The organism is Chloroflexus sp. (assembly GCF_034435895.1).
Lineage (GTDB): Bacteria > Chloroflexota > Chloroflexia > Chloroflexales > Chloroflexaceae > Chloroflexus.
In genome coordinates this window covers 1-18,544 of sequence record NZ_DAOTWH010000275.1, presented here as the reverse complement: position 1 = coordinate 18,544, position 18,544 = coordinate 1, and the positions used below count along the sequence as shown (strand labels likewise).

Below are 18,544 nucleotides of genomic sequence, written 5' to 3'. Positions count from 1 at the left end.
GGTGGCCTTTGCAAGGACGGCCCCCACCCCAGCCCTCCCCCTCCGGGGGAGGGAGCGATGCTACCCTCACCCCTAGCCCCTCTCCCGCATTGCGGGAGAGGGGAGCTACTATATTCCGCTCCCGCTCTGTCTTGCCCGCCATTCAGCGACTCCCCCTCTCCCGCCGAAAGGTGGGAGAGGGGGCCGGGGGGTGAGGGCCATGCGCAAGCCGCCAAGTGAGCAAAGACGCAGAGGAATGAACACGCAAAGGCGCGAAGGGGTTTTGGAATATTCTGTTCACCCCTCAACCCTCCGGCGGAGGGAGCCACACCCCCCTCCCCCAGCGAGGGAGGGGGGCATCCTCACGGACGATGGGAGTTGAACCCGCACGCTATGCAGCACAGCGGGGCTAGTGGCATCCTCACCCCTCCAACGCGATCCCGTAGATCGCGGCATACTTCTGACGCAGATAGGTCAGATACGGCTCAATCTCCATCGGCTTGCCGGTCGCGCGCTCGATCAGTTCGTTTGGCGTATAGACGCTGCCGTGGCGGTAGATATGCTCACGCAGCCAGCCGTGCAGGGTGGCGAATTCACCCCGGCCAATCTCGTCATCAATTTCGGGGTGCGCCGCGCGTGCGGTGGCAAGGATCTGCGCGCTGAGGATGTTTCCTATCGTATAACCTTGGAACGCGCCGCCGATCAGGCCGCCAAACCAATGCATGTCTTGCAGCACGCCATCGCGGTAGTCGGGCACCGTCACCCCTAAATCCTCGGCGTAGCGCGCATTCCATGCTTCGGGCAGGTCACGCAGCTTTAAGCTGCCCTCGAGCAGCGCCAATTCCAGATCAAACCGGATCATCACGTGCAGATTGTAAGTGACTTCATCGGAATCGGTGCGGATGAGCGACGGCTGCACCCGGTTGATCGCGCGGTAGAATTCGTCGAGCGGGACGTTGCCGAGCTGCTGCGGGAAGGTCTGCTGCAACTCTGGGTAGAAATGCTCCCAGAATGGCCGTGAGCGACCGATCAGATTTTCCCACAGTCGCGATTGGCTTTCATGCACACCTGCCGATACGCCGATGCAGAGCGGGGTGCCCTCAAACGCTGGATCGATACCCTGTTCGTACATGGCGTGGCCTGATTCGTGCAGGGTGCTAAACAGGCCATCGCCTAAATCATGTTCGTTAATGCGGGTGGTGATGCGCACATCGCCGATCGAGAACTTGGTGGCAAACGGATGGTGGGTAAGGTCTTGCCGCCCGCGCTCGAAGTCATACCCGAATTGGCAAATGATCTGCTCGCCAAAGGCCAGTTGATCATTGCGCGGATAGTATTTGCGCAGACACGAGTCGTCAATTGGCGGCTGGGCGGCAATGGCCCGGATGATTGGGGTGAGACCGGCGCGCAGGCGGGCAAAGAGATCGCGAATCACCGCAGCGCGCATGCCATAGTCGCTGAAATCGATCAGCGGGTCGGCGGGATGCTCGTAGCCGGGGAAGCAGTCGGCCACTCGCCGGCTCAGTTCGAGTGTGCGTTCGAGATACGGCAACATGGTGGCGAAATCATTCGCCGGGCGGGCTTGCGTCCATGCGTGATAGCTGGCCGCTGTGTGCGCCGCAATGTCACTCGCGAGATCGACCGGAATCCGGATCATCCGCTCGTAATTGCGTTGCGCTACCCGGATTAGCGCCGCGTCAGGGTGATCGTATGGCAACTGTTCGCTATAGGGCATCAGCTCAGCCAGTAAGCGCCCCAAGGCGGGGTCGGTGCTGCGTGCGTGGGCCAGCCGCGAGAGAGTGGCCAGTTGGCGGGCGCGGGCAGGAGCGCCACCGGGCGGCATATAGGTGCTCTGATCCCACCCCAGCACCGCGGCTGCGCTGTTGATGTCGTCAATTTCCTGCAAACGGGCGCGGAGTTCGTGCAAACGGGCTTCCATGGGTATAACTCGCTTTCTAGTAAGTGCCAAGATGGATCTCAGGCACTACCCGTCTTTTGCGTTTTGGCGTTGCCGCCACGCCAGCAGCCGTTGCTGGGCGGCGCGGAAGGTCTCGTCGCGTTTGGCAAAACAAAACCGGGCCAGCAGCGGCAAATCGTGCTGGCGGGCGTAAAAGGCCGAGGGCGGGATCGCGGCGACGCCAACTTCTTTGGTGAGGAAGCGGCAAAAGACGACATCGTCGCGAAACCCGGTTGAGGAAATATCGGCCATCAAGAAGTAGCTGCCTTCGGTTGGCAACACTGGCAGATCAACACTCGCCAGTATCTCGGCCAAGAGCTGGTAGCGGGCGGTATACTCAGCCCGAAACTGGGCGTAATAGCCGTTGCGCAGCGCCTCTTCGAGCGCCGCCGCCGCCGCAAATTGCAACGGGGTGGCGGTGGCGAAAGTGATCCACTGGTGGGCCGCGCGCAGCGCAGCGTTGAGGTGGGCCGGGCCGACTGCGTACCCGATCTTCCAACCAGTGAGGCTAAAGGTCTTGCCAAGACTGTTGATTGTCAGGGTGCGCTCCCACATTCCCGGCAGGGTAGCGATCGGAATATGTTCGGCGCCGGCAAACACCAACTGGTCATAGACCTCATCCGATACCACCATCACATCGTACGTCTGGCATAACTCGGCGATCTGCTCGAGTTCGGCCCGGCGAAAGACCTTGCCGGTCGGGTTGTGCGGGGTATTCAGCATCAACAGGCGCGTGCGCGGCGAAAAGGCAGCTTGCAATTCCGCCGGATCAAACCACCACCCTAGCTGGCCGTCAGCCGGTGGGTGGAGGCGGATGAAGCGCGGCACACCGCCGGCCATCGTTACATCCGGCAAATACGCATCGTAAAACGGCTCGAACAGAATCACCTCGTCGCCGGGGTTGACCAACGCCTGCACCGCCGCAAAGAGCGCTTCGGTCGCGCCGCTGGTGACAGTCACTTCGGTCTGTGGATCGATCGTGCGCCAGCCGTGGGCCTGCCATGTGGCAGCGATCGCTTCGCGTAGCCGGGGCACGCCAATGTAAGGCGCGTACTGGTTGGCGTCAGCGGCGATGGCGCTGGCAGCCGCTTGCTTGACCCATTCCGGCCCGGCGAAATCAGGGAAGCCTTGCCCTAAATTGACCGCGCCGCATTGCATGGCAAGGGCGCTGATTTCGGCAAAAATCGTAGTGCCAAACTGGCGAATGCGCTCGGCGCTGGGGGCTGTGGTCATCGGTGAACCTCTGGTGTCTGGCAGAAGAACCGGCTGGCTGTATGGTACCACAGACCGGTGCAACTTTTGCGACTGCACCGGCGTCATACTGGCAGTGAATGAAGGATAGGCGCACTGAAGGAGGAAACGTATGTCGTCGCAGCATGATCAGACTCGCCTGTTCGGTCTGTTGCTGGTTGCGTTGGGCATTGTCGCGATCTTCAAGTTGTGGTGGCTGGCGCCGATTGCGTTGCTGGCCGGCGGCGGCATCGCCATCTACCGCCGCCAGCGCAGCCTTGGCCGCACCAACGAAGCAGTGCAGGCCTTGTTGTGGGGTGTGGGCTTGGCGCTGCTCTCGCTGATCAATTTGGTGTGGCCGGGCATTCTGGTGCTTGGCGGCGTGAGCCTGCTGCTGATTGGCCGCGAGGCAGCCATCGAACAGCGGATGTGGGCATTGCTAGGGCAGGCGTTGAATTGGAACCGTCGCCCTACTCCGCCGCCGGCGAGCAACAAAGAGCCGATCATTGAGAAGAACGGTGAATAGCCGTTCCTTCCCCCAACACCTTCACCAACCATGTTCGCACCGCCGCCCGCGCGGCCTCGGCGGCGGGCGAACCATCGGTGTAGAGCGCGCCGGAACGCACGGTCGCTATCGTCTCACGGAATTGCTGAAAGGCAGGCACGCTGGCGAGCCGGTCCGGTCGATCCGGGCCGGCTGCCAGATCAAGTAAGGCTTCTGGCCGGTTGGAAAAGACAAGGTAGTGCTCGATCAAGCCGACCGCGCGTAGCGGGCTGGCAATCTCGCCAACATAGATCGTTGTGTCACCGACCCGTTGCTCGGTAAACGTTTCACCCCGGTTGCGGCGCACTTCCAGATATTTGTCTAAAAAGATCTTGGCGAGCGGATCGTTGCGCGACGCCAGAAAGACCAGTACCTCGCCATTCTCGACCAGATCGGCGGCCACATCTCTTGTGACTGGGGTAAAGTCACGCACCACGACCGCAATATCGCTCCCGATCCACGTGATCACATCGCTATTGAGTTTCACGCCGAGCACGGCGGCCACGTTGGTCGCCGCATCTGCCGGCATAGTGAGGCCAAATACCTCGCTGAGTGCCCGTTCGATTCGCGGTTGTTCGGGTATATCACTGAGGGTTGGCGATAAACTCGCATAGAGCTGCACATCTGCCGGCAGTAATTCAGCCGGCGCCGGGCCGCGTTGGACGGTTGTGAACCAATAGATGAAGAGCGCGCCAAGCAGGGCGGCGATCAGGGTGATGGCAAGCCCGCCGATGAAAGCGTAGCCAAGCCCGCGTTCGCGGGGCATCGTTGATGTTTTGATCATAGTCTTATCAAATAACGGTTTATTCCACTCTTAGCTATGGTACCATAATTTACAGATGTGGCTTGGCTCCCTGCACAGCAGTGGCGCCAACGGTTCTGGGCATCCTCATGATAGGCGGGCCTCTATGCGGATCGAAACCTTGCCGCCGGCAGCGGCGGTTGGGCATATTCTCTGTCACAATCTGGCCGATGCGCAAGGACGAAAAGCCTTTAGTAAAGGCCGGCGGTTGCGCGCCGAGGATGTGCCTCGTCTGATCGAACTGGGGGCGCCGGCGGTGCGGGTGGCGGTGCTGGCGCCCGATGACATCCACGAAGACGAAGCGGCCATTCGCTTGGCGCAGATCGTGGCCGGGCCGGGAGTCGTGATTGGTGAGCCGTATGCAGGCCGGGTGAATCTGAGGGCAACTATTGCCGGCCCATTGCTGATCGATGCTGAAGCCTTATTGTCAATCAACCTGATCGACGGCCTGACTGTGGCGACACTGCCGCCCTATACCCAAGTAACGGATGGGCAGATGCTGGCAACGATCAAGATCATCCCATTCGCTGTACCAGAAGCCGATCTCGCCCAAGCCGCCGCTGCGACTGGCGAAGCCGGCGTGTTACGGGTGGCGCCATTGGTGCGGCGGCGCATTGGGGTTGCACTGGTGAGCAGTCCGGCAGCGCGGGCGCGGGTGGAACGTGGCATGTTGCCGGCGATTGCCGGACGGATTGCTGATCTAGGGGCGACGATGGTGGCGTGCCGGGATTTGCCGCCGGATGAACATGACGTGGCCGCCGGACTCGCAGCATTGATAGCGGCGGGGGCCGATCTGCTCATCACTGCCGGCGAAACATCAGTGGTCGATCGCGATGATGTCATCCCGCGTGCTGTGCGGCGGTTGGGTGGCGAGATTGCTCATTACGGCGCGCCGGTTGAGCCGGGGAATCTGTTGTTGCTGGCCTATCTTCACCACGCCGGTGATGCTGTCCCGCTGATCGGCGCTCCCGGCTGTGTGCGTTCGCGAGACCAGAACATTGTTGATCTGATTCTGCCGCGCCTGATGGCGAATGAACGGCTGGGCCGGCGCGAGATTGCTGCCCTCGGCCTCGGCGGCTTGCTTGGCGTCTCTCGGCGCGGATAAAGTACAAACCGGCCTCGTTATGGATTGCGGCAGTAAAACTGCCGCACGTGTTACGGTGATACGCGATGATCGCTAGGGCAACTTCGCCGCAGCCGTTTGCGTAATGGTAATATAGTTGCCAGCACGCCTGAACACGCTAAAAGGGGGGAATGATGAATCTTGAAAGTCTCTACCACGACCGGCGCGAAGCGGCGTTGGCCGATTTCAACCGGGCTATTGCGCTCGATGAGAACTATGCGTGGGCCTACTTTCAGCGTGGGCAAGTGCTGCGTGAATTGGGAAGGATGGCCGAATCGTTGGCTGATCTGACGCGAGCGTGTGAACTTGATCCTGAAGATGCAGCGTATCATGCTGAGCGCGGCGAGACGTTGCGTATGCTGCGCCGCTATGAAGAGGCTAGTGCAGCCTTTTCGCGCGCGATCGAGTTGCGACCTGAATATCCATGGGCATTGGGGAGTCGCGGTCAAGTATGGCGGGCAATGCGCCGCCATCACGAGGCGATCGCCGACTTTGACGCGGCGTTGGCGCTGAATCCGGCGCTGGCATGGGTGCATGCCGAGCGCGGCGAGGCGCTGCGCGCGCTGCGTCGCTACCCGGAAGCGATCGAGGCGTTTACGCAAGCGTTGGCCATTGACCCCAATTACCCATGGGCGCTGGGCCATCGCGGCATTACTTACCGCGAATTGCGCGATTATCCAGCGGCCATCGCCGATTTTGACGCCGCCATCGCCTTGCAAGACAATCTGGCATGGCTCTATGCCGAGCGCGGTGAAGCGCGTCGCTTAGCCGACGACTACGATGGCGCGTTGCTTGACCTCAGCCGTGCTATCGAGCTTGATCCCGACTACGCTTGGGCGTTAGGCAGCCGCGGCGCGACCTTCCGCGCGCTCGGTGCTGCCGAAGAGGCGCTGGCCGATTTCAATCGCGCGCTCGAACTCGATCCCGGTTATGCATGGGTCTATATGCAGCGTGGCCTCTTGCATCGCGCCGCCGATCGGGTTGATGAGGCGCTGGCCGATTTCAGTCGCGTGATCGAGCTTGAACCTAATCACGTGGGCGCATTGGCCGAACGGGGCGAGATTTTTCGCCTGCGCCGCCGCTACAACGAAGCGTTGGCCGATTTTAGCCGCGCGATCGAATTGCAACCCGATCATGCGTGGGCGCTGGGCAGCCGCGGTCAGGTGTACCGGGTGTTGAGCCGCTATGAAGAGGCGCTGGCCGATTTTAACCGCGCGCTCGAACTGAAACCCGATGTGGTGTGGGTGCTCGCTGAGCGTGGCGAAACCTATCGCCTCATGCGCCATTACAATGAGGCGATCGAAGATTTCAACCGCGCGCTTGAACTCAACCCCGATGACTCGTGGGTGCTGAGCCGGCGCGGCGCCACCTATCAGGCGCTGAAGATTTACGAAGAAGCGTTCATTGACCTGACCCGCGCCGTCGAGATCGATCCCAACAATGCGTGGGCATGGGCGCAGCGCGGCTCGCTCTTCCGCCAAATGTGAGTAGGAGTGCTGTGGCGTGCGGCAAGGTAACTGCCGCTCATGCGTGGGCATGGGCGCAGCGCGGCTCGCTCTTCCGCCAGATGTGAGTAGCGGCGGATTATGGCGTGCGGCAGTCACACTGCCGCACAGAAACGGCTAGTAGCAGGTGGCCCCAATGTGCTGTGCATACCGTTCTCTCTCAACTTGTGGTATCATCACCCCAACGAAGTGATACTCATTCTGAGGAAGGATTGCGCAGCCATGGACGCTACCCATCCGCTTCATCCCCGCCCGATCCGGGCGGCGATGCTGGCGCGCGCGGTCTTCCCGCTGCACGGCTTTGGCGGCATTGAGCGGCATGTCTACCATCTTACCAAGTATCTGACGAAGTTAGGGGTAGAAGTGACGCTCTATGTGCAGACGCCGCCGGCCAATGCTGAGTGCGGCGATCTGCGTCCCCACGCGATCGAGACCCTTCGCTACGACTACACCACGCCCTTGCTGCCGCCGAACGGTGTGGTTGGCCGCCAGATCAATTTTCCGGTGTACAGTTGGCGAATTGGTCATCTTGCTGCGCAGCGCGTGCTGGCCGGCGCGTTTGATGTGGTGCATACACAAGGGTTGTGCGCCTTTGGCTACGCTATGGCCCGCCGGCGCGATCCGCGTCTGCATAGCACACCGTTTGTTGCTAACCCGCACGGCATGGAAGAGTTTCGCGCGCCTGATCGGGCCAAATGGCTGGCATACGCGCCGTTCCGGCTGCTCTACGCCTATGGCCATCGCCAAGCTGATCGCGCGATTGCGACCGACGCCTGCACCAAAGACGACCTGCCTCGCTACCTCGGCGTTGAGCCGGCCAAGGTCGTGGTGATTCCTTCGGCAATCGATGTTGAAGAGTGTCTCGGTCAAGTGCGCAGCGATCTGCGCGCGGCGCTGCGGTTCCGCTTGGGGTTGACGAGTGGCGGCCCGATGTTGCTCAGCGTGGGCCGGCTCGAACCCAACAAGGGTTTTGATGTCTTGATCGCAGCGCTGGCTCGCCTGCGCGATGAATTGCCGGCCAATTGGCGCTGGTTGCTGGTCGGCAGCGGCTCGGCGTACGAGGCGCTCGAACAGCAGGCGCGCGCAGCCGGGATTGCCGATCATACCCTCTTTGTCGGACGGCTGAGCGACGAAGAACTTCACAGTCTCTACGAAGAGATTGATCTCTTCATTCACCCTACCCGCTACGAAGGCAGTTCGCTGGTCACGCTTGAAGCAATGATCCACCGCCGGCCAGTGGTCGCCAGCGCAATCGGCGGCATTCCCGATAAGGTCTTTCCGGGCCGCAACGGCTTGCTGGTGCAGCCGGGTGATGTCGATGATCTGACGGCCCAACTGCGTGTCGCGTTGGCGGCCCGCGCGCGCTGGCCGGAATGGGGTGCGGAGAGCGAGCGCATTGTGCGCTCAACCTTCGATTGGCCGGTCGTGGCCCGGCAGACGCTGGCCCTCTATCACGAGTTGCTGGCCGGCAACCATACCTCACACCCCGCCCGATCGGGGTGATCAACCACCAGCGCCGTGGCCGGATCGCGCCGGAGCGTCCACAAAATCAGCAGATCACCCCCGGCACCGAGGGTCATGATCGCGCCAAAACTGGTGACCATCGGCCAATTGCCGGCAATGCCGATTACGCCGGGGATGATGCCGAGCGCCACGCACGGCAGGGCTGCGCCGAAGCGGTAGGTGTTGATCGGCAGCGGCTGCTTGGCATAGGCAAATGGGGCGAGACCTTCGATGCTGAAGCCGAACGTGATCGCGCTGGGCGGCAGGCGTCCGGCGATTGTCCACCCCGCGGCATGCAACCCTTCGTGAACGAGAACGCCAATCACGAAGGCTAGTAATAGTTCCCATGATGCGGTCAGTAACATCGTTTGATGAATGAGGAGGTGCGCAATGATGAGCAACAGGGCCAGCGGCAGGCCAAACAGCAGCGCGCCAAGGTTGGCCTGTGCAAATGAGACCGAGCGGTCGATCCGTTGGTAATCAGTTTGAGGAGTATTCATCGGTTGTACCTCGCGGCGGAATATGAGGATGGGGGCTATCTGTACGGTATCGTGGTATGTTTGAAATAGCTAACCCTCTACCCCCTTTCTCAATATCCAAAAAGGCGCGCTGTAGTTAAACAGGATCATAAGCTGTTCGTCCTGAATAAGGGTAAGGGATAAATGCTAAACCCGGTTCGCTACGGCAGAAACGCTGCTAATTGCTTAGCAAAAGCGCTGGCCAACTCACGAACTGAATTGGTTAAATCGCCGTAGTGTTGCAGCCAATCTTCAGTCAGCAGATCTGGTTGAAATGGTTTGAACAGTTCACCTGATAGCATCACCGTTTGGGTCATACCGCCGAGCATACCTTTCCCGCCAGCCTGCAAGTTCCAGCTACAACCCATGACAATATCGGATAAAAGAGTATAGCGCCATGCGACAAAACTTCGTTGTTCATTAGCATCAACTTGGCGGATCACATACATACTATTGCTTTGGGTCGCAAGACATAGACGTAACATCATTAATATCCGGCCAGCATCCAGCCCAAAATCGCCGCGTTCAGTTGAGCTTTTCTCCTTAACCTCGACCGGTAATACAGTACCGCGAAAACCGGCGATGAATAGATCGACATCATAGGGATCGGCTAATGATTTGTGTAGATGCTGCTTGAGATAATTGTAATAGAAGGCTTGTTTTAGCGCAAGGGCCGTAAGTTGATCTGCACTTGCTTGCGAGAAGCGGTTTTTGATATCTTCATGCCAACTGTTGCCGCGCGCACTGCGCCCACGCTCTGGCCAACGGGCAAACAGATGATGGGAAGGAGTGAGTTGTTCATTGGCGTACAAGTAGTTTTGCCAAGATAGTTGATTGATGTTTGATGGTGAGCCTATCGCTCCTGAAATGATTACGCCAATTCCACTCTCGTTAAGAAATGTGGCGATGGCTTGAAAACCTCTGTTCTTATTCCAACTATCAACCGCTTGCGCTATTTCTGAATCATCGTGATAAAGCTCAGGGAGAACAAAAACTGCATAGCGGTACTGATAAAACTGTGGTGTTTTGGGCGAGATAATCCAAGCTCCTGAAAGAAATTTTTGTGATGGATGTACGAATTTTTTTTAATTCAATCTCGGCAATCATCCCTCGCGCTTTATTATTTACTATCACGCTTTGCAAATATGCAATTGCTGCATCGGTAGAAAAATAGCTTGGCATGTGGTTGGCATCCTTGCTTGTATTGTCAAGCTATCTTGTTTCGCAGAGTTCAAACAAGCGTAAATTATAAGCTCGCTCGCGCTTTGGGATAGGATTGTGCAGAGACTTCATCATCTCTTTTGCAATACGTTCAACTACCGGCACAACCACAGAATTGCCAAATTGCCGATAGGCGCTTGTATCGCTACAGACAATCTTAAAACTCTCTGGAAAACCCATCAGGCGGGCACATTCGCGTGGGGTGAGACGGCGCGGATTTTTACCTTCCTGTGGAATCAAGATCTCAGAACCGTCTTTATAATAGCGGGCGCTTAATGTACGGGTTACTTGATCGAGATCTGCTAGGCCAAAGCCGAAGCCATTGCCTTTAGATCGGTGTTTTTCAGCATATTGTTGCAAATAATTCCATAAATGATCGGTAAGTGTGTATTTTGGATCGACGTCAGATTCAAGAATATCTCGTAATTTTGGTTTTCGATCAGGAATAGTTGGAAATTCAAACGCAATAGGTTCCGAGAAGCCAACAATATAGATTCGTTCACGGTGTTGTGGTACAAGGAAACGAGCATCAATAACTTTATAGTAAACAAAATATCCTAGTTCTTCTGTAAGTGTTTCATAAATAATTCGGAAGGTTTTTCCACGATCATGGCTGACAAGGTTTTTGACATTTTCTAACAAAAATGCGCGCGGTCTTTTGCGATCGATGATACGCGCTACATCGAAAAAGAGGGTTCCTTGGGTGGTATGGGCAAATCCATGCGCCTTGCCGAGCGCATTATGTTTTGTCACGCCAGCGATGCTGAAAGGTTGGCAGGGAAAACCGGCAGTTAAGATATCGTGATCGGGAATATCATCTGCCGGTATTTGCGTAATATCGCCAGCAGGTCTTTCACCAAAATTAGCTTCGTAGGTGCGACAGGCCATCTTATCCCATTCAGACGAAAAGACGCAGGTTGCGCCCGCTCGTTCCAAGGCTAGCCGGATGCCGCCAATGCCGGCGAATAGATCAATGAAGGTGATTGTCTTATCCATAAGGAGCATGTCCGAATTGGTTGCGTTTGAACGTAGTTGATGTATACAGTATGTTCTAATGGCTGTCAAGTTCATAATAAGGAGCCTCCCATGTCCCAACTCGATCTCCTTCCCCTCCGCTTGGTCGCGCTCGGCGGCGGCGGCGGCAGTGCGCAGGTGTTGCTCGGTGCGCGGTCTTTTTTTGCCGGACGGACGGCCATCATCGCGGTGACTGATTCGGGTCGCAGCACCGGCGCTGCCCGGATGATCGCCGATATTCCTGCTCCCGGCGATCTGCGCAATCTGTTGGCGACGCTCGCCGCTGATCCGCAGAGCCCATTGGCGCGGTTGATGCAGTACCGGTTGCGCAGTGCTGCTTTGCCTTTCCTTGATGGCATGGCGGTGGGCAATCTCATGTTGGCTGGCTTGGCCCAGATGGAGGGGGATTTTGCGGCAGCGGTCGCCATGGCCCGCCAGATGTTGGCCTGCCCTGAGCAGGTGCTGCCCGTTTCGACGGCGAACACCCGTCTGTGCGCTGAGTTGGCCGATGGCCGGATCGTGGTTGAAGAGGCGGCGGTGCGCGCGCTGGGCAAGCCGCCGATCCGCCGGTTGTTTCTCGATCCGCCGGCTGCTGCGTACCTGCCGGCGCTGGATGCTATCACTGCCACCGATCTGGTTGTGATCGGGCCGGGCAGCTTTTACACGTCGCTTTTGGCCACCCTCTGCTTTGATGGGGTGGTTGAGGCGCTGCGGGCCACCCCTGCTACCGTTGTCTTTGTTTGCAATACCACGACCCAACCCGGCCAGACCGATGGCATGACGATCGCCGATCACGTGGCGCGGTTGGTTGAAGTGCTCGGCCCCGGTGTGCTCGATGTGGCTCTAATCAACGATGCGACGGCGCTGCATCCGGCGGTGGCGGCCCGCTACAGCGCCGCCGGTCTGCACCCGCTGCTGGTGACCGATGCCGACCGGCAAGCGATCCGCGCGCTGGGGGTTGAGCCGCTGGTGCGCGAGCTGGCTGAGTCCGACCCCGGCCCGCGTGAGGTGTGGAATAAGGCCGATACTATCCGCCATGATCCCCAGACGTTAGGGCTGGCGCTGTGGAAGATCGCGCTCGATCGGGCTGGCTAAGCTGACAGGCTTGCGATACAACAAACAGATCCGTCCGGGACGCGCGCCGGCGATGCGGGTGTAGAATGCTTGCGGTCCAACCCAACTAATTTCGATCTGGCGATAGCCGGTGCTCGCCATGGCGGCCAAAGTGGCGCAGAGCAGCGCGCGGCCAAGACCGTGGCCTTGCAACGCTTCATCAACACCGGTTGGCCCAAAGGCGCCTCAGAACCCGCTCCCATCCCAGCACGCAAAGCCGCCGTACTCCCCATCACGTTCGGCGACAAGTGCGGTCGGCGGATCGGCGCTCACAGCTTGCATGGCTTCCTACTGCCATGCTGCGCCCCAACGCTCACCGGCTCACGCCGCGAGTTCTGTTTCCCCGAAGCGGGCGCGCCGGATGCTCCAGCGGATGAGATCGATGCCGGCTAACCAGTCATATTGAGGGTTTCCCCAGCCAGCTCGTACCCTTGGTGTGACAGCAGCGCATGCATCGCTTGATTTGCCTTCGGCACTCCCGGCCACAGATAGTTAGGCGCGAGATTGCCCACCCGCAGCTCGTGTACGCCGATGGCTTGCAGCCGCTGTTCTAGCTCATTTAGCAAGTGAGCGCCGATCCCCCGGCGCTGCATAGCTGGATCAACGACTAACAAGCGCGACCCGCCTGCCAGTAGTTCGTCATACCAGCGCACACTGCCTAGCGCCACACTGATCAGGCGCTGACCGTTCCACGCTGCCAAATGCAAGTCAGGCCGCGCATTGGGTTCAGTGTTCAACAACCGTCTGATCAGCCGGTCATCAACGGGATCGCTCAGGCTCCGCTGCGCCAATGTAGAGAACGCGCGCGTAATCGCTCGCTGACAGCTCGCGTATCTGAACCTTCATCGCTGCCCACGAAACTTTTCGCCGCGCACTACTTGGACATCAGTCGTATACGCGATCACGGCGAAGTGCGGGAAATAGGCCGCGGCCAGATGTTGCAGAATTTTATCGGCTACTTCCGGCGCGACCAGCGTTTCGATCCGCAGGCTTTTCCCTTCCCACTCGCTAGCATGCACGCCTCGCGTCCCCTCGCCGCGTACCTCGCCGACGGAGTAGCCGCGCGCGCCGAGCTGCTGCAGGTCGTGCAAGATGCGCTCTTCCAGAATTGCTTCGGAGATGATAGTGACAAGTTTGATGGTGGTTAACTCCATAATGCTCATCCTTCCTCATGCTCCGCCGGTGATCCATGTTGCCAGCGTATAGTAGAGGGGTAGCCCAATCGCAAGGTTAAATGGGAAGGTGATACCGAGCGCCGCAGTCAGATAGAAGCCAGGGTTGGCTTGCGGCAAAGCGATGCGCACCGCCGCCGGCGCCGCAATATACGAGGCGCTGGCGGCTAAGACTCCCAAAATCGTACTACCGCCGAGCGAGAGACCGGCGAGATGTCCGAGCCAGACTCCAAGTGCCCCGTTGATAATTGGCATGATAATCGCAAAGCCGAGCAGAAACAAGCCCGCCGTCGGCAAATCGCGGAACCGGCGCGCCGCGACCATGCCCAATTCCAACAGAAAGAAGGTCAATGCCCCTTTGAAAAGACCGACAAACAGCGGCGCCACCTCTTTGCCGCCGCGTGGGCCGGCCAGCCAGCCAATCACCATGCCGCCGACGAGGAGCAAGATGCTCTTGCTGGTGAGCAATTCGCGCACGGCAGCCTTCCAGTCGCTGCCTTGCTGCCCGCCCGCCATTTGCGCAATCAGCAGCGCAATCACGATCGCCGGCACCTCGAGAATCGCTACCAGCGCCGGCATAAATCCTTCGTACTGGACCCCAATTGTGTCAAGAAATGTCTGTGATGCGGCGAACGTCACCGCCGACACCGAGCCGTAGTGCGCTGCTAGCGCTGCCGAATCGGCGATGCTCAACTTTCCGATCCGGCGGGCAACAGCATAAGCAATCAGCGGGATGACCACGCCTAAGATCAATGTGGCCAACGCTGGCGCCCAAAAGGCGGCTAGACTTGTTTCAGCCAGCGCTATGCCGCCTTTGAGGCCGATCGCAAACAAGAGGTAGATTGACAAGGTTGTGTACAGTTCATCGGGCAGCTTCAGGTCACTATGCACCAACGTAGCAATGACTCCCAACGCGAATGCCAACACCATCGGCGAGAGCAGATTGATCTGCATCAGTTCAAGAATAGCCATACCCTTCCCTTGTGCAAGCGCGCTTTTGCCTATAGTGTATATTCTATCATTTCGCGTAATGGCGTTGACAATGATACAATATCTGCCATCGTTCGTTGTTCTGCACACAAGGAGTTGCACCCTATGGCCGCTACGACGCCGGCATTATCAGAGCGTCTGCCGCTTGCTACTCGTCTTGCCTTCGGCGCCGGCGATCTCGGCCCGGCGATCGCCACGATTGTGGCTTCGTTCTTCCAACTTTATTTCTTGACCACCATTGCCGGATTGCCGCCCGGTTTGGCCGGCGCCGTTCTGTTGATCGTCAAGATTTGGGATGCCGTCAACGATCCGATTATCGGTTGGTTGACCGACAAGACCCAGACCCGTTGGGGCCGGCGGCGGCCATGGTTGCTCTTCGGCGCCGCGCCGTTTGGTATCCTCTTCTTTTTGCAGTGGGTGGTGCCGCCGTTTGAAGTCACCGGCAAGTTTATTTACTATCTGATTATTGCGCTGCTCTTCGATACGGCCTTTACGGTGGTCAATGTCCCCTATACGGCGCTTACACCCGAATTGACCCGTGATTACGATGAACGCACTGCGCTCAATTCCTACCGGTTCGCCTTTAGCATTGGCGGTAGCTTGCTCGGCGGGATTTTGCACCAGATTATCGTTGGCCAGTTTGCTGATCAGCAGATCGGTTATCTGGTATCTGGCGCGGTTGTAGGCTTATTGATCGCAGTGCCCTTTCTCTGGTGCTTCCTTGGCACCCGCGAACGCTACGAGCCGGAACCCGGCGCCGAAGAACTTAGCCTGCCCGATCAAATTCGCTATGTGTTCAAGAATCGCCCGTTTCTCTTCGTGGTTGGCATCTATATGTTTTCGTGGCTGGCGGTGCAGGTCACGTCGAGCGTGTTGACCTTCTTTATCGTCTTTTGGCTGGGCAGCGTGCCGCAATTCCCGGCTTCTGCCTTTGGCCTCACGTTTGCCAGCGCCAACGATCTGATCCCGATTATGCTCTTTGCCGTGCAAGGCTCGGCGCTAGTCTTTCTGTTTGTGTGGAGCGCCGTCAGCCGCCGGATCGGCAAGAAGGCGGTCTATATGATCGGCAGTCTGATCTGGATTGGCGTGCAAGCGTTTCTCTTTTTTCTCCAACCCGAACAGATTGCGTTAGCGATGGTGCTTGGCGTAGTGGCTGGGGCCGGCGTGGCCACTGCTTACCTCATTCCGTGGAGCATGATGCCCGATGTGATCGAGCTCGATGAATTAGAGACCGGCCAGCGTCGCGAGGGGATGTTTTACGGGTTTATGGTGCTGCTGCAAAAGATGGGGTTGGCGCTGGGTCTATTTTTGGTCGGTCTGGCCCTGCAAGTTGCCGGCTTCAACGAAAATCTGCCGCCCGGCCAGCAGCCGGAAAGTGCGTTGTTGGCGATCCGCCTGCTGATTGGCCCACTGCCGACGGTGATCTTGATCTGCGGCATGATCTTGACCGCGTTCTATCCGATCACCAAAGCTAGCCATGCTGAGACGCTGGCGCGGCTGGCGGAGCGCCACAACCGAGGCTAAGGCGCAAAGCGAGCAAAGACGCAAAGGGCGCGAAGATCGCAAAGGGATGATAAGGGGAGCGGCAGTGGCGTGGGTGGCTCTATTGGTGCGGCTAGTCCGCCTGCATCTATCACGCCGCCCGCAGATCCCGGTAAAACGACCAACTTCTCTCTTGTCCACCCTCCAAAACCTCTGCGTCCTTTGCGCTCTCTGCGCCTTTGCGTTAAGCGTTCTCTGCGTTCTTAGCGTTCTTGGCGCCTTTACGGAGCCGGACATCCGTCCGGCTCTACAGCGCCTTTGCGTCACCGGCTGCGCGTCACCCCAATTCGTGGGCACACGTCGCGGATCGGGCAAATACTGCACTTCGGCGACGTGGGGTGGCAGATGTTTTGGCCCAACGTCACTAACAGCCGGTTGATCGGGATCCAATACTGTTGCGGCAGTGTGGCCCGCAGCGCCATTTCGGTCTCTTCCGGGGTGCGGGTCTGCACGTACCCCCACCGGTTGCAGATGCGGTGGACGTGAATGTCAACGCAGATGCCGGGTAGGCCAAAGCCGGCGGTCACCACCAGATTGGCCGTCTTGCGGCCCACGCCGGGCAGCTTGAGCAGTTCATCAAGGTCAGACGGCACTTCGCCATTGTACTTTTCCAGCAGAATCCGGCAGATAGCGACAATCTGGCGCGCTTTGACCCGGTAAAAGCCGACCGGATAGATCAGTTCAGCAATGCGCTCTTCACCGATCTCCAGCATCGCGGCTGGCGTATCGGCAACCGCAAACAAGCGCGGCGCCACCACGGCGGTCAGCGTGTCTTTGGTGCGCAGGCTGAGGATGGTGGCAATCAAAATGCGGAATGGCGTCTGGCTCACTTCCCCCATCTGGTCAATCAGCGGGAGCGTAAACTTGGCCAGTTCGCGTTCCAGCGTCTCTAACACCTGCTCGATTGGGAACTGCGTCGCCGTCACAAAACCTCCTCTTCCTCCTAGCCAACTGCGCTGGCGTGCCGTATGATGATACTCGAACTCATTGGCGCAAGGCAACCTGTGGCGCGTGGGGCGCCAGTTTCATTCACCTATAGGAGCGCGTTCGTGAACAAACGCTGGTTGATTTGGTGGATAGCCTTCCTATTGCTCGCGTCCTGCGCTCCTGCGCCACCCACGCCAGTGCCTTCGCCCACGACCACGCCTGCGGCAGAGTTGCCAACCGCTGTCACCAACTTGCCCTCGCCAGAGCTGCCGACTGCTATCCCCACGCTGCCGCTGGCCACGGCAACAGTAGCAGTAGCATCACCTACGCCTGTCCCTGCCGTTACCCTCCCCGCCCCGGTCTATGTGATCCAAAACGGTCAGGTCATGCGTCTCGAACCCGATGGCAACCGCCTCGTCCAAATCACCTACGAACCGCAGCCGGTGCGTGAGCTGAGCGTCGCCGAGAACGGGACGCTGGCCTACCTCACCGGCGATGAACTGGTTGTCCTTGATGGCGCTGGCCGGCGGATGCTCGTGAGTGAACGGGCTATCAGCCATCCCCGCATTTCGCCGGATGGTCAATATGTCGTCTACCATCTCACCGATCCGGCCCCCGGTTTGATCATCGGGCAGGATGATTCGCCGAGCGGTGTATACTTCAGTGATATCACTGGCGGGCGGCCTAGCTTGGGGCTTGCCGATGATCCTGAGCCGGCGGAACCAGATTTCGCCAATCCGGCGTGGCGCTATCTACCGGTTGCGTGGTCGCCTGACGGCGTGCAGCTCTTGCTGTTCGCAGTGATGCTCCCGGAAATGGGTATACCCGGCGGTGAAGTGGTGATTATCGGGCCGGCAGACGAGCCAGTGCGCGCCTTTAGTTGTTGCGAAGAGGAGCTGTGGAGCGTTGATAGCCGCGAGATAACGGTGGCCGGCGGCGGCCCCGGCCCTGATATCCGGTTTGGCCTCTACCGGATCGACGCTATTAGCGGTGAGGAATTCGCAGTTCTAGAGAGCAGCGAAACAGCGATCCCGTTGGTGCGCGCGCCGCAACGGCTGGCCGATGGCGTGATCTATGCGTTTGTAGAGATGGCGACGGCCAGCAAGTATAGCTGGGACTACCCCTTCCGCCCGCAGATGGTGCAGGTCAGTGATGATGGCGTGATCACACCGCTGCGCCCAGAACAATTTGACGAACCGGTGCTGGTCTTGTGGGATCGGCAGGGGCAGGGCGCGTTGGTGCGCTTTGCCGATAGTGAGTCGTTAGTCTGGTTGCCGGCTGATCCGGCGCTGCCGCCGCTCGTCACTGCTGCCGCCGGGTTTGCCTTCACGTGGGTGCCGGCGGCGGATCTGGCAGCGCGTGATTGCGCGCTCTTCTCCCCGCTGAACCCGCAAGCGGCGGCAG

At 59.0% G+C, this 18,544-nt stretch carries 19 protein-coding genes; 7 read left to right on the top strand and 12 right to left on the bottom strand.

Going from position 1 to position 18,544, the window contains the following annotated elements; all coding sequences use genetic code 11:
* Positions 1 to 400: 400 nt before the first annotated feature.
* Positions 401 to 1,918 (bottom strand): carboxypeptidase M32, encoded by a 1,518-nt coding sequence (locus U9R81_RS15695; RefSeq protein ID WP_416180979.1) that lies wholly within the window; start codon positions 1,916 to 1,918, stop codon positions 401 to 403.
* Positions 1,919 to 1,963: 45 nt separating this feature from the next.
* Positions 1,964 to 3,169, bottom strand: coding sequence for a methionine aminotransferase (locus U9R81_RS15690; protein WP_322496370.1), 1,206 nt, complete (start codon positions 3,167 to 3,169; stop codon positions 1,964 to 1,966).
* 130 nt (positions 3,170 to 3,299) lie between these two features.
* On the opposite strand from U9R81_RS15690, the gene U9R81_RS15685 reads away from it, so the two are divergent.
* The gene (locus U9R81_RS15685) at positions 3,300 to 3,692 is read left to right on the top strand and encodes a hypothetical protein (protein WP_322496369.1); all 393 of its coding nucleotides are present in this window, start codon (positions 3,300 to 3,302) and stop codon (positions 3,690 to 3,692) included.
* Here U9R81_RS15685 and U9R81_RS15680 read toward each other — a convergent pair.
* Positions 3,670 to 4,494, bottom strand: coding sequence for a DUF3352 domain-containing protein (locus tag U9R81_RS15680; protein ID WP_322496368.1), 825 nt, complete (start codon positions 4,492 to 4,494; stop codon positions 3,670 to 3,672). The two genes, U9R81_RS15685 and U9R81_RS15680, sit on opposite strands and share 23 nt — an antisense overlap.
* 124 nt (positions 4,495 to 4,618) lie before the next feature.
* Here U9R81_RS15680 and U9R81_RS15675 point away from each other — a divergent pair, with 124 nt between their 5' ends.
* The 3 genes from U9R81_RS15675 (at position 4,619) to U9R81_RS15665 (ending at position 8,643) form a co-directional block, all read left to right on the top strand.
* On the top strand, positions 4,619 to 5,617 hold the full coding sequence (locus U9R81_RS15675) for a molybdopterin-binding protein (RefSeq protein ID WP_322496367.1): 999 nt from the start codon (positions 4,619 to 4,621) through the stop codon (positions 5,615 to 5,617).
* Positions 5,618 to 5,769: 152 nt separating this feature from the next.
* A complete protein-coding gene (locus U9R81_RS15670; protein WP_322496366.1) occupies positions 5,770 to 7,122 on the top strand; it encodes a tetratricopeptide repeat protein in 1,353 nt (450 codons plus the stop codon).
* A 240-nt stretch (positions 7,123 to 7,362) separates the two neighbouring features.
* Positions 7,363 to 8,643, top strand: a complete 1,281-nt coding sequence (locus U9R81_RS15665) for a glycosyltransferase family 4 protein (RefSeq protein ID WP_322496365.1) — start codon at positions 7,363 to 7,365, stop codon at positions 8,641 to 8,643.
* On the opposite strand, the gene U9R81_RS15660 is transcribed toward U9R81_RS15665, so the two are convergent.
* From U9R81_RS15660 to dcm, 4 genes are all read right to left on the bottom strand, one after another.
* Positions 8,592 to 9,143, bottom strand: a complete 552-nt coding sequence (locus U9R81_RS15660) for a DUF3267 domain-containing protein (RefSeq protein WP_322496364.1) — start codon at positions 9,141 to 9,143, stop codon at positions 8,592 to 8,594. The genes U9R81_RS15665 and U9R81_RS15660 overlap by 52 nt on opposite strands.
* 179 nt (positions 9,144 to 9,322) lie before the next feature.
* On the bottom strand, positions 9,323 to 9,973 hold the full coding sequence (locus U9R81_RS15655; RefSeq protein ID WP_322496363.1) for a hypothetical protein: 651 nt from the start codon (positions 9,971 to 9,973) through the stop codon (positions 9,323 to 9,325).
* A gap of 166 nt (positions 9,974 to 10,139) precedes the next feature.
* On the bottom strand, positions 10,140 to 10,343 hold the full coding sequence (locus tag U9R81_RS15650) for a hypothetical protein (RefSeq protein ID WP_322496362.1): 204 nt from the start codon (positions 10,341 to 10,343) through the stop codon (positions 10,140 to 10,142).
* A 30-nt stretch (positions 10,344 to 10,373) separates the two neighbouring features.
* The gene (gene dcm, locus U9R81_RS15645) at positions 10,374 to 11,387 is read right to left on the bottom strand and encodes a DNA (cytosine-5-)-methyltransferase (RefSeq protein WP_416180980.1); all 1,014 of its coding nucleotides are present in this window, start codon (positions 11,385 to 11,387) and stop codon (positions 10,374 to 10,376) included.
* 81 nt (positions 11,388 to 11,468) lie between these two features.
* On the opposite strand from dcm, the gene U9R81_RS15640 reads away from it, so the two are divergent.
* A complete protein-coding gene (locus U9R81_RS15640) occupies positions 11,469 to 12,491 on the top strand; it encodes a gluconeogenesis factor YvcK family protein (protein ID WP_322496360.1) in 1,023 nt (340 codons plus the stop codon).
* Here the strand turns inward: U9R81_RS15640 and U9R81_RS15635 are convergent.
* The 4 genes from U9R81_RS15635 to U9R81_RS15620 all read right to left on the bottom strand — a co-directional run bounded on the left by U9R81_RS15635 (position 12,447) and on the right by U9R81_RS15620 (position 14,653).
* A complete protein-coding gene (locus U9R81_RS15635; protein ID WP_322496359.1) occupies positions 12,447 to 12,662 on the bottom strand; it encodes a hypothetical protein in 216 nt (71 codons plus the stop codon). The two genes, U9R81_RS15640 and U9R81_RS15635, sit on opposite strands and share 45 nt — an antisense overlap.
* Before the next feature lie 236 nt (positions 12,663 to 12,898).
* Positions 12,899 to 13,300: a GNAT family N-acetyltransferase gene (locus U9R81_RS15630; protein WP_416180978.1), complete on the bottom strand. Its 402-nt coding sequence runs from the start codon at positions 13,298 to 13,300 to the stop codon at positions 12,899 to 12,901.
* A 51-nt stretch (positions 13,301 to 13,351) separates the two neighbouring features.
* The gene (locus tag U9R81_RS15625) at positions 13,352 to 13,663 is read right to left on the bottom strand and encodes a P-II family nitrogen regulator (protein WP_322496357.1); all 312 of its coding nucleotides are present in this window, start codon (positions 13,661 to 13,663) and stop codon (positions 13,352 to 13,354) included.
* A 15-nt stretch (positions 13,664 to 13,678) separates the two neighbouring features.
* Positions 13,679 to 14,653 carry a sodium-dependent bicarbonate transport family permease gene (locus U9R81_RS15620; protein ID WP_322496356.1) on the bottom strand — a complete coding sequence of 325 codons (975 nt, stop codon included), beginning with the start codon at positions 14,651 to 14,653 and terminating at the stop codon, positions 13,679 to 13,681.
* A 123-nt stretch (positions 14,654 to 14,776) separates the two neighbouring features.
* On the opposite strand from U9R81_RS15620, the gene U9R81_RS15615 reads away from it, so the two are divergent.
* A complete protein-coding gene (locus U9R81_RS15615; protein ID WP_322496355.1) occupies positions 14,777 to 16,195 on the top strand; it encodes an MFS transporter in 1,419 nt (472 codons plus the stop codon).
* Between the two features lie 281 nt (positions 16,196 to 16,476).
* Here the strand turns inward: U9R81_RS15615 and U9R81_RS15610 are convergent, their stop codons facing one another.
* Positions 16,477 to 17,139 carry an endonuclease III gene (locus tag U9R81_RS15610; RefSeq protein ID WP_322496354.1) on the bottom strand — a complete coding sequence of 221 codons (663 nt, stop codon included), beginning with the start codon at positions 17,137 to 17,139 and terminating at the stop codon, positions 16,477 to 16,479.
* Between the two features lie 123 nt (positions 17,140 to 17,262).
* Between U9R81_RS15610 and U9R81_RS15605 the strand changes: the two genes are divergently transcribed.
* Positions 17,263 to 18,544 (top strand): peptidoglycan-binding protein (locus U9R81_RS15605; RefSeq protein ID WP_322496353.1); only part of this gene is annotated, 1,282 nt, incomplete at its 3' end.

Coding starts and splice junctions, on each gene's coding strand:
- U9R81_RS15690 (WP_322496370.1), bottom strand. CDS start 3,169: ATGACCACAGCCCCCAGCGCCGAGCGCATTCGCCAGTTTGGCACTACG.
- U9R81_RS15680 (WP_322496368.1), bottom strand. CDS start 4,494: ATGATCAAAACATCAACGATGCCCCGCGAACGCGGGCTTGGCTACGCT.
- U9R81_RS15660 (WP_322496364.1), bottom strand. CDS start 9,143: ATGAATACTCCTCAAACTGATTACCAACGGATCGACCGCTCGGTCTCA.
- U9R81_RS15695 (WP_416180979.1), bottom strand. CDS start 1,918: ATGGAAGCCCGTTTGCACGAACTCCGCGCCCGTTTGCAGGAAATTGAC.
- U9R81_RS15620 (WP_322496356.1), bottom strand. CDS start 14,653: ATGGCTATTCTTGAACTGATGCAGATCAATCTGCTCTCGCCGATGGTG.
- U9R81_RS15650 (WP_322496362.1), bottom strand. CDS start 10,343: ATGCCAAGCTATTTTTCTACCGATGCAGCAATTGCATATTTGCAAAGC.
- U9R81_RS15615 (WP_322496355.1), top strand. CDS start 14,777: ATGGCCGCTACGACGCCGGCATTATCAGAGCGTCTGCCGCTTGCTACT.
- U9R81_RS15685 (WP_322496369.1), top strand. CDS start 3,300: ATGTCGTCGCAGCATGATCAGACTCGCCTGTTCGGTCTGTTGCTGGTT.
- U9R81_RS15675 (WP_322496367.1), top strand. CDS start 4,619: ATGCGGATCGAAACCTTGCCGCCGGCAGCGGCGGTTGGGCATATTCTC.
- U9R81_RS15640 (WP_322496360.1), top strand. CDS start 11,469: ATGTCCCAACTCGATCTCCTTCCCCTCCGCTTGGTCGCGCTCGGCGGC.
- U9R81_RS15625 (WP_322496357.1), bottom strand. CDS start 13,663: ATGGAGTTAACCACCATCAAACTTGTCACTATCATCTCCGAAGCAATT.
- U9R81_RS15670 (WP_322496366.1), top strand. CDS start 5,770: ATGAATCTTGAAAGTCTCTACCACGACCGGCGCGAAGCGGCGTTGGCC.
- U9R81_RS15665 (WP_322496365.1), top strand. CDS start 7,363: ATGGACGCTACCCATCCGCTTCATCCCCGCCCGATCCGGGCGGCGATG.
- dcm (WP_416180980.1), bottom strand. CDS start 11,387: ATGCTCCTTATGGATAAGACAATCACCTTCATTGATCTATTCGCCGGC.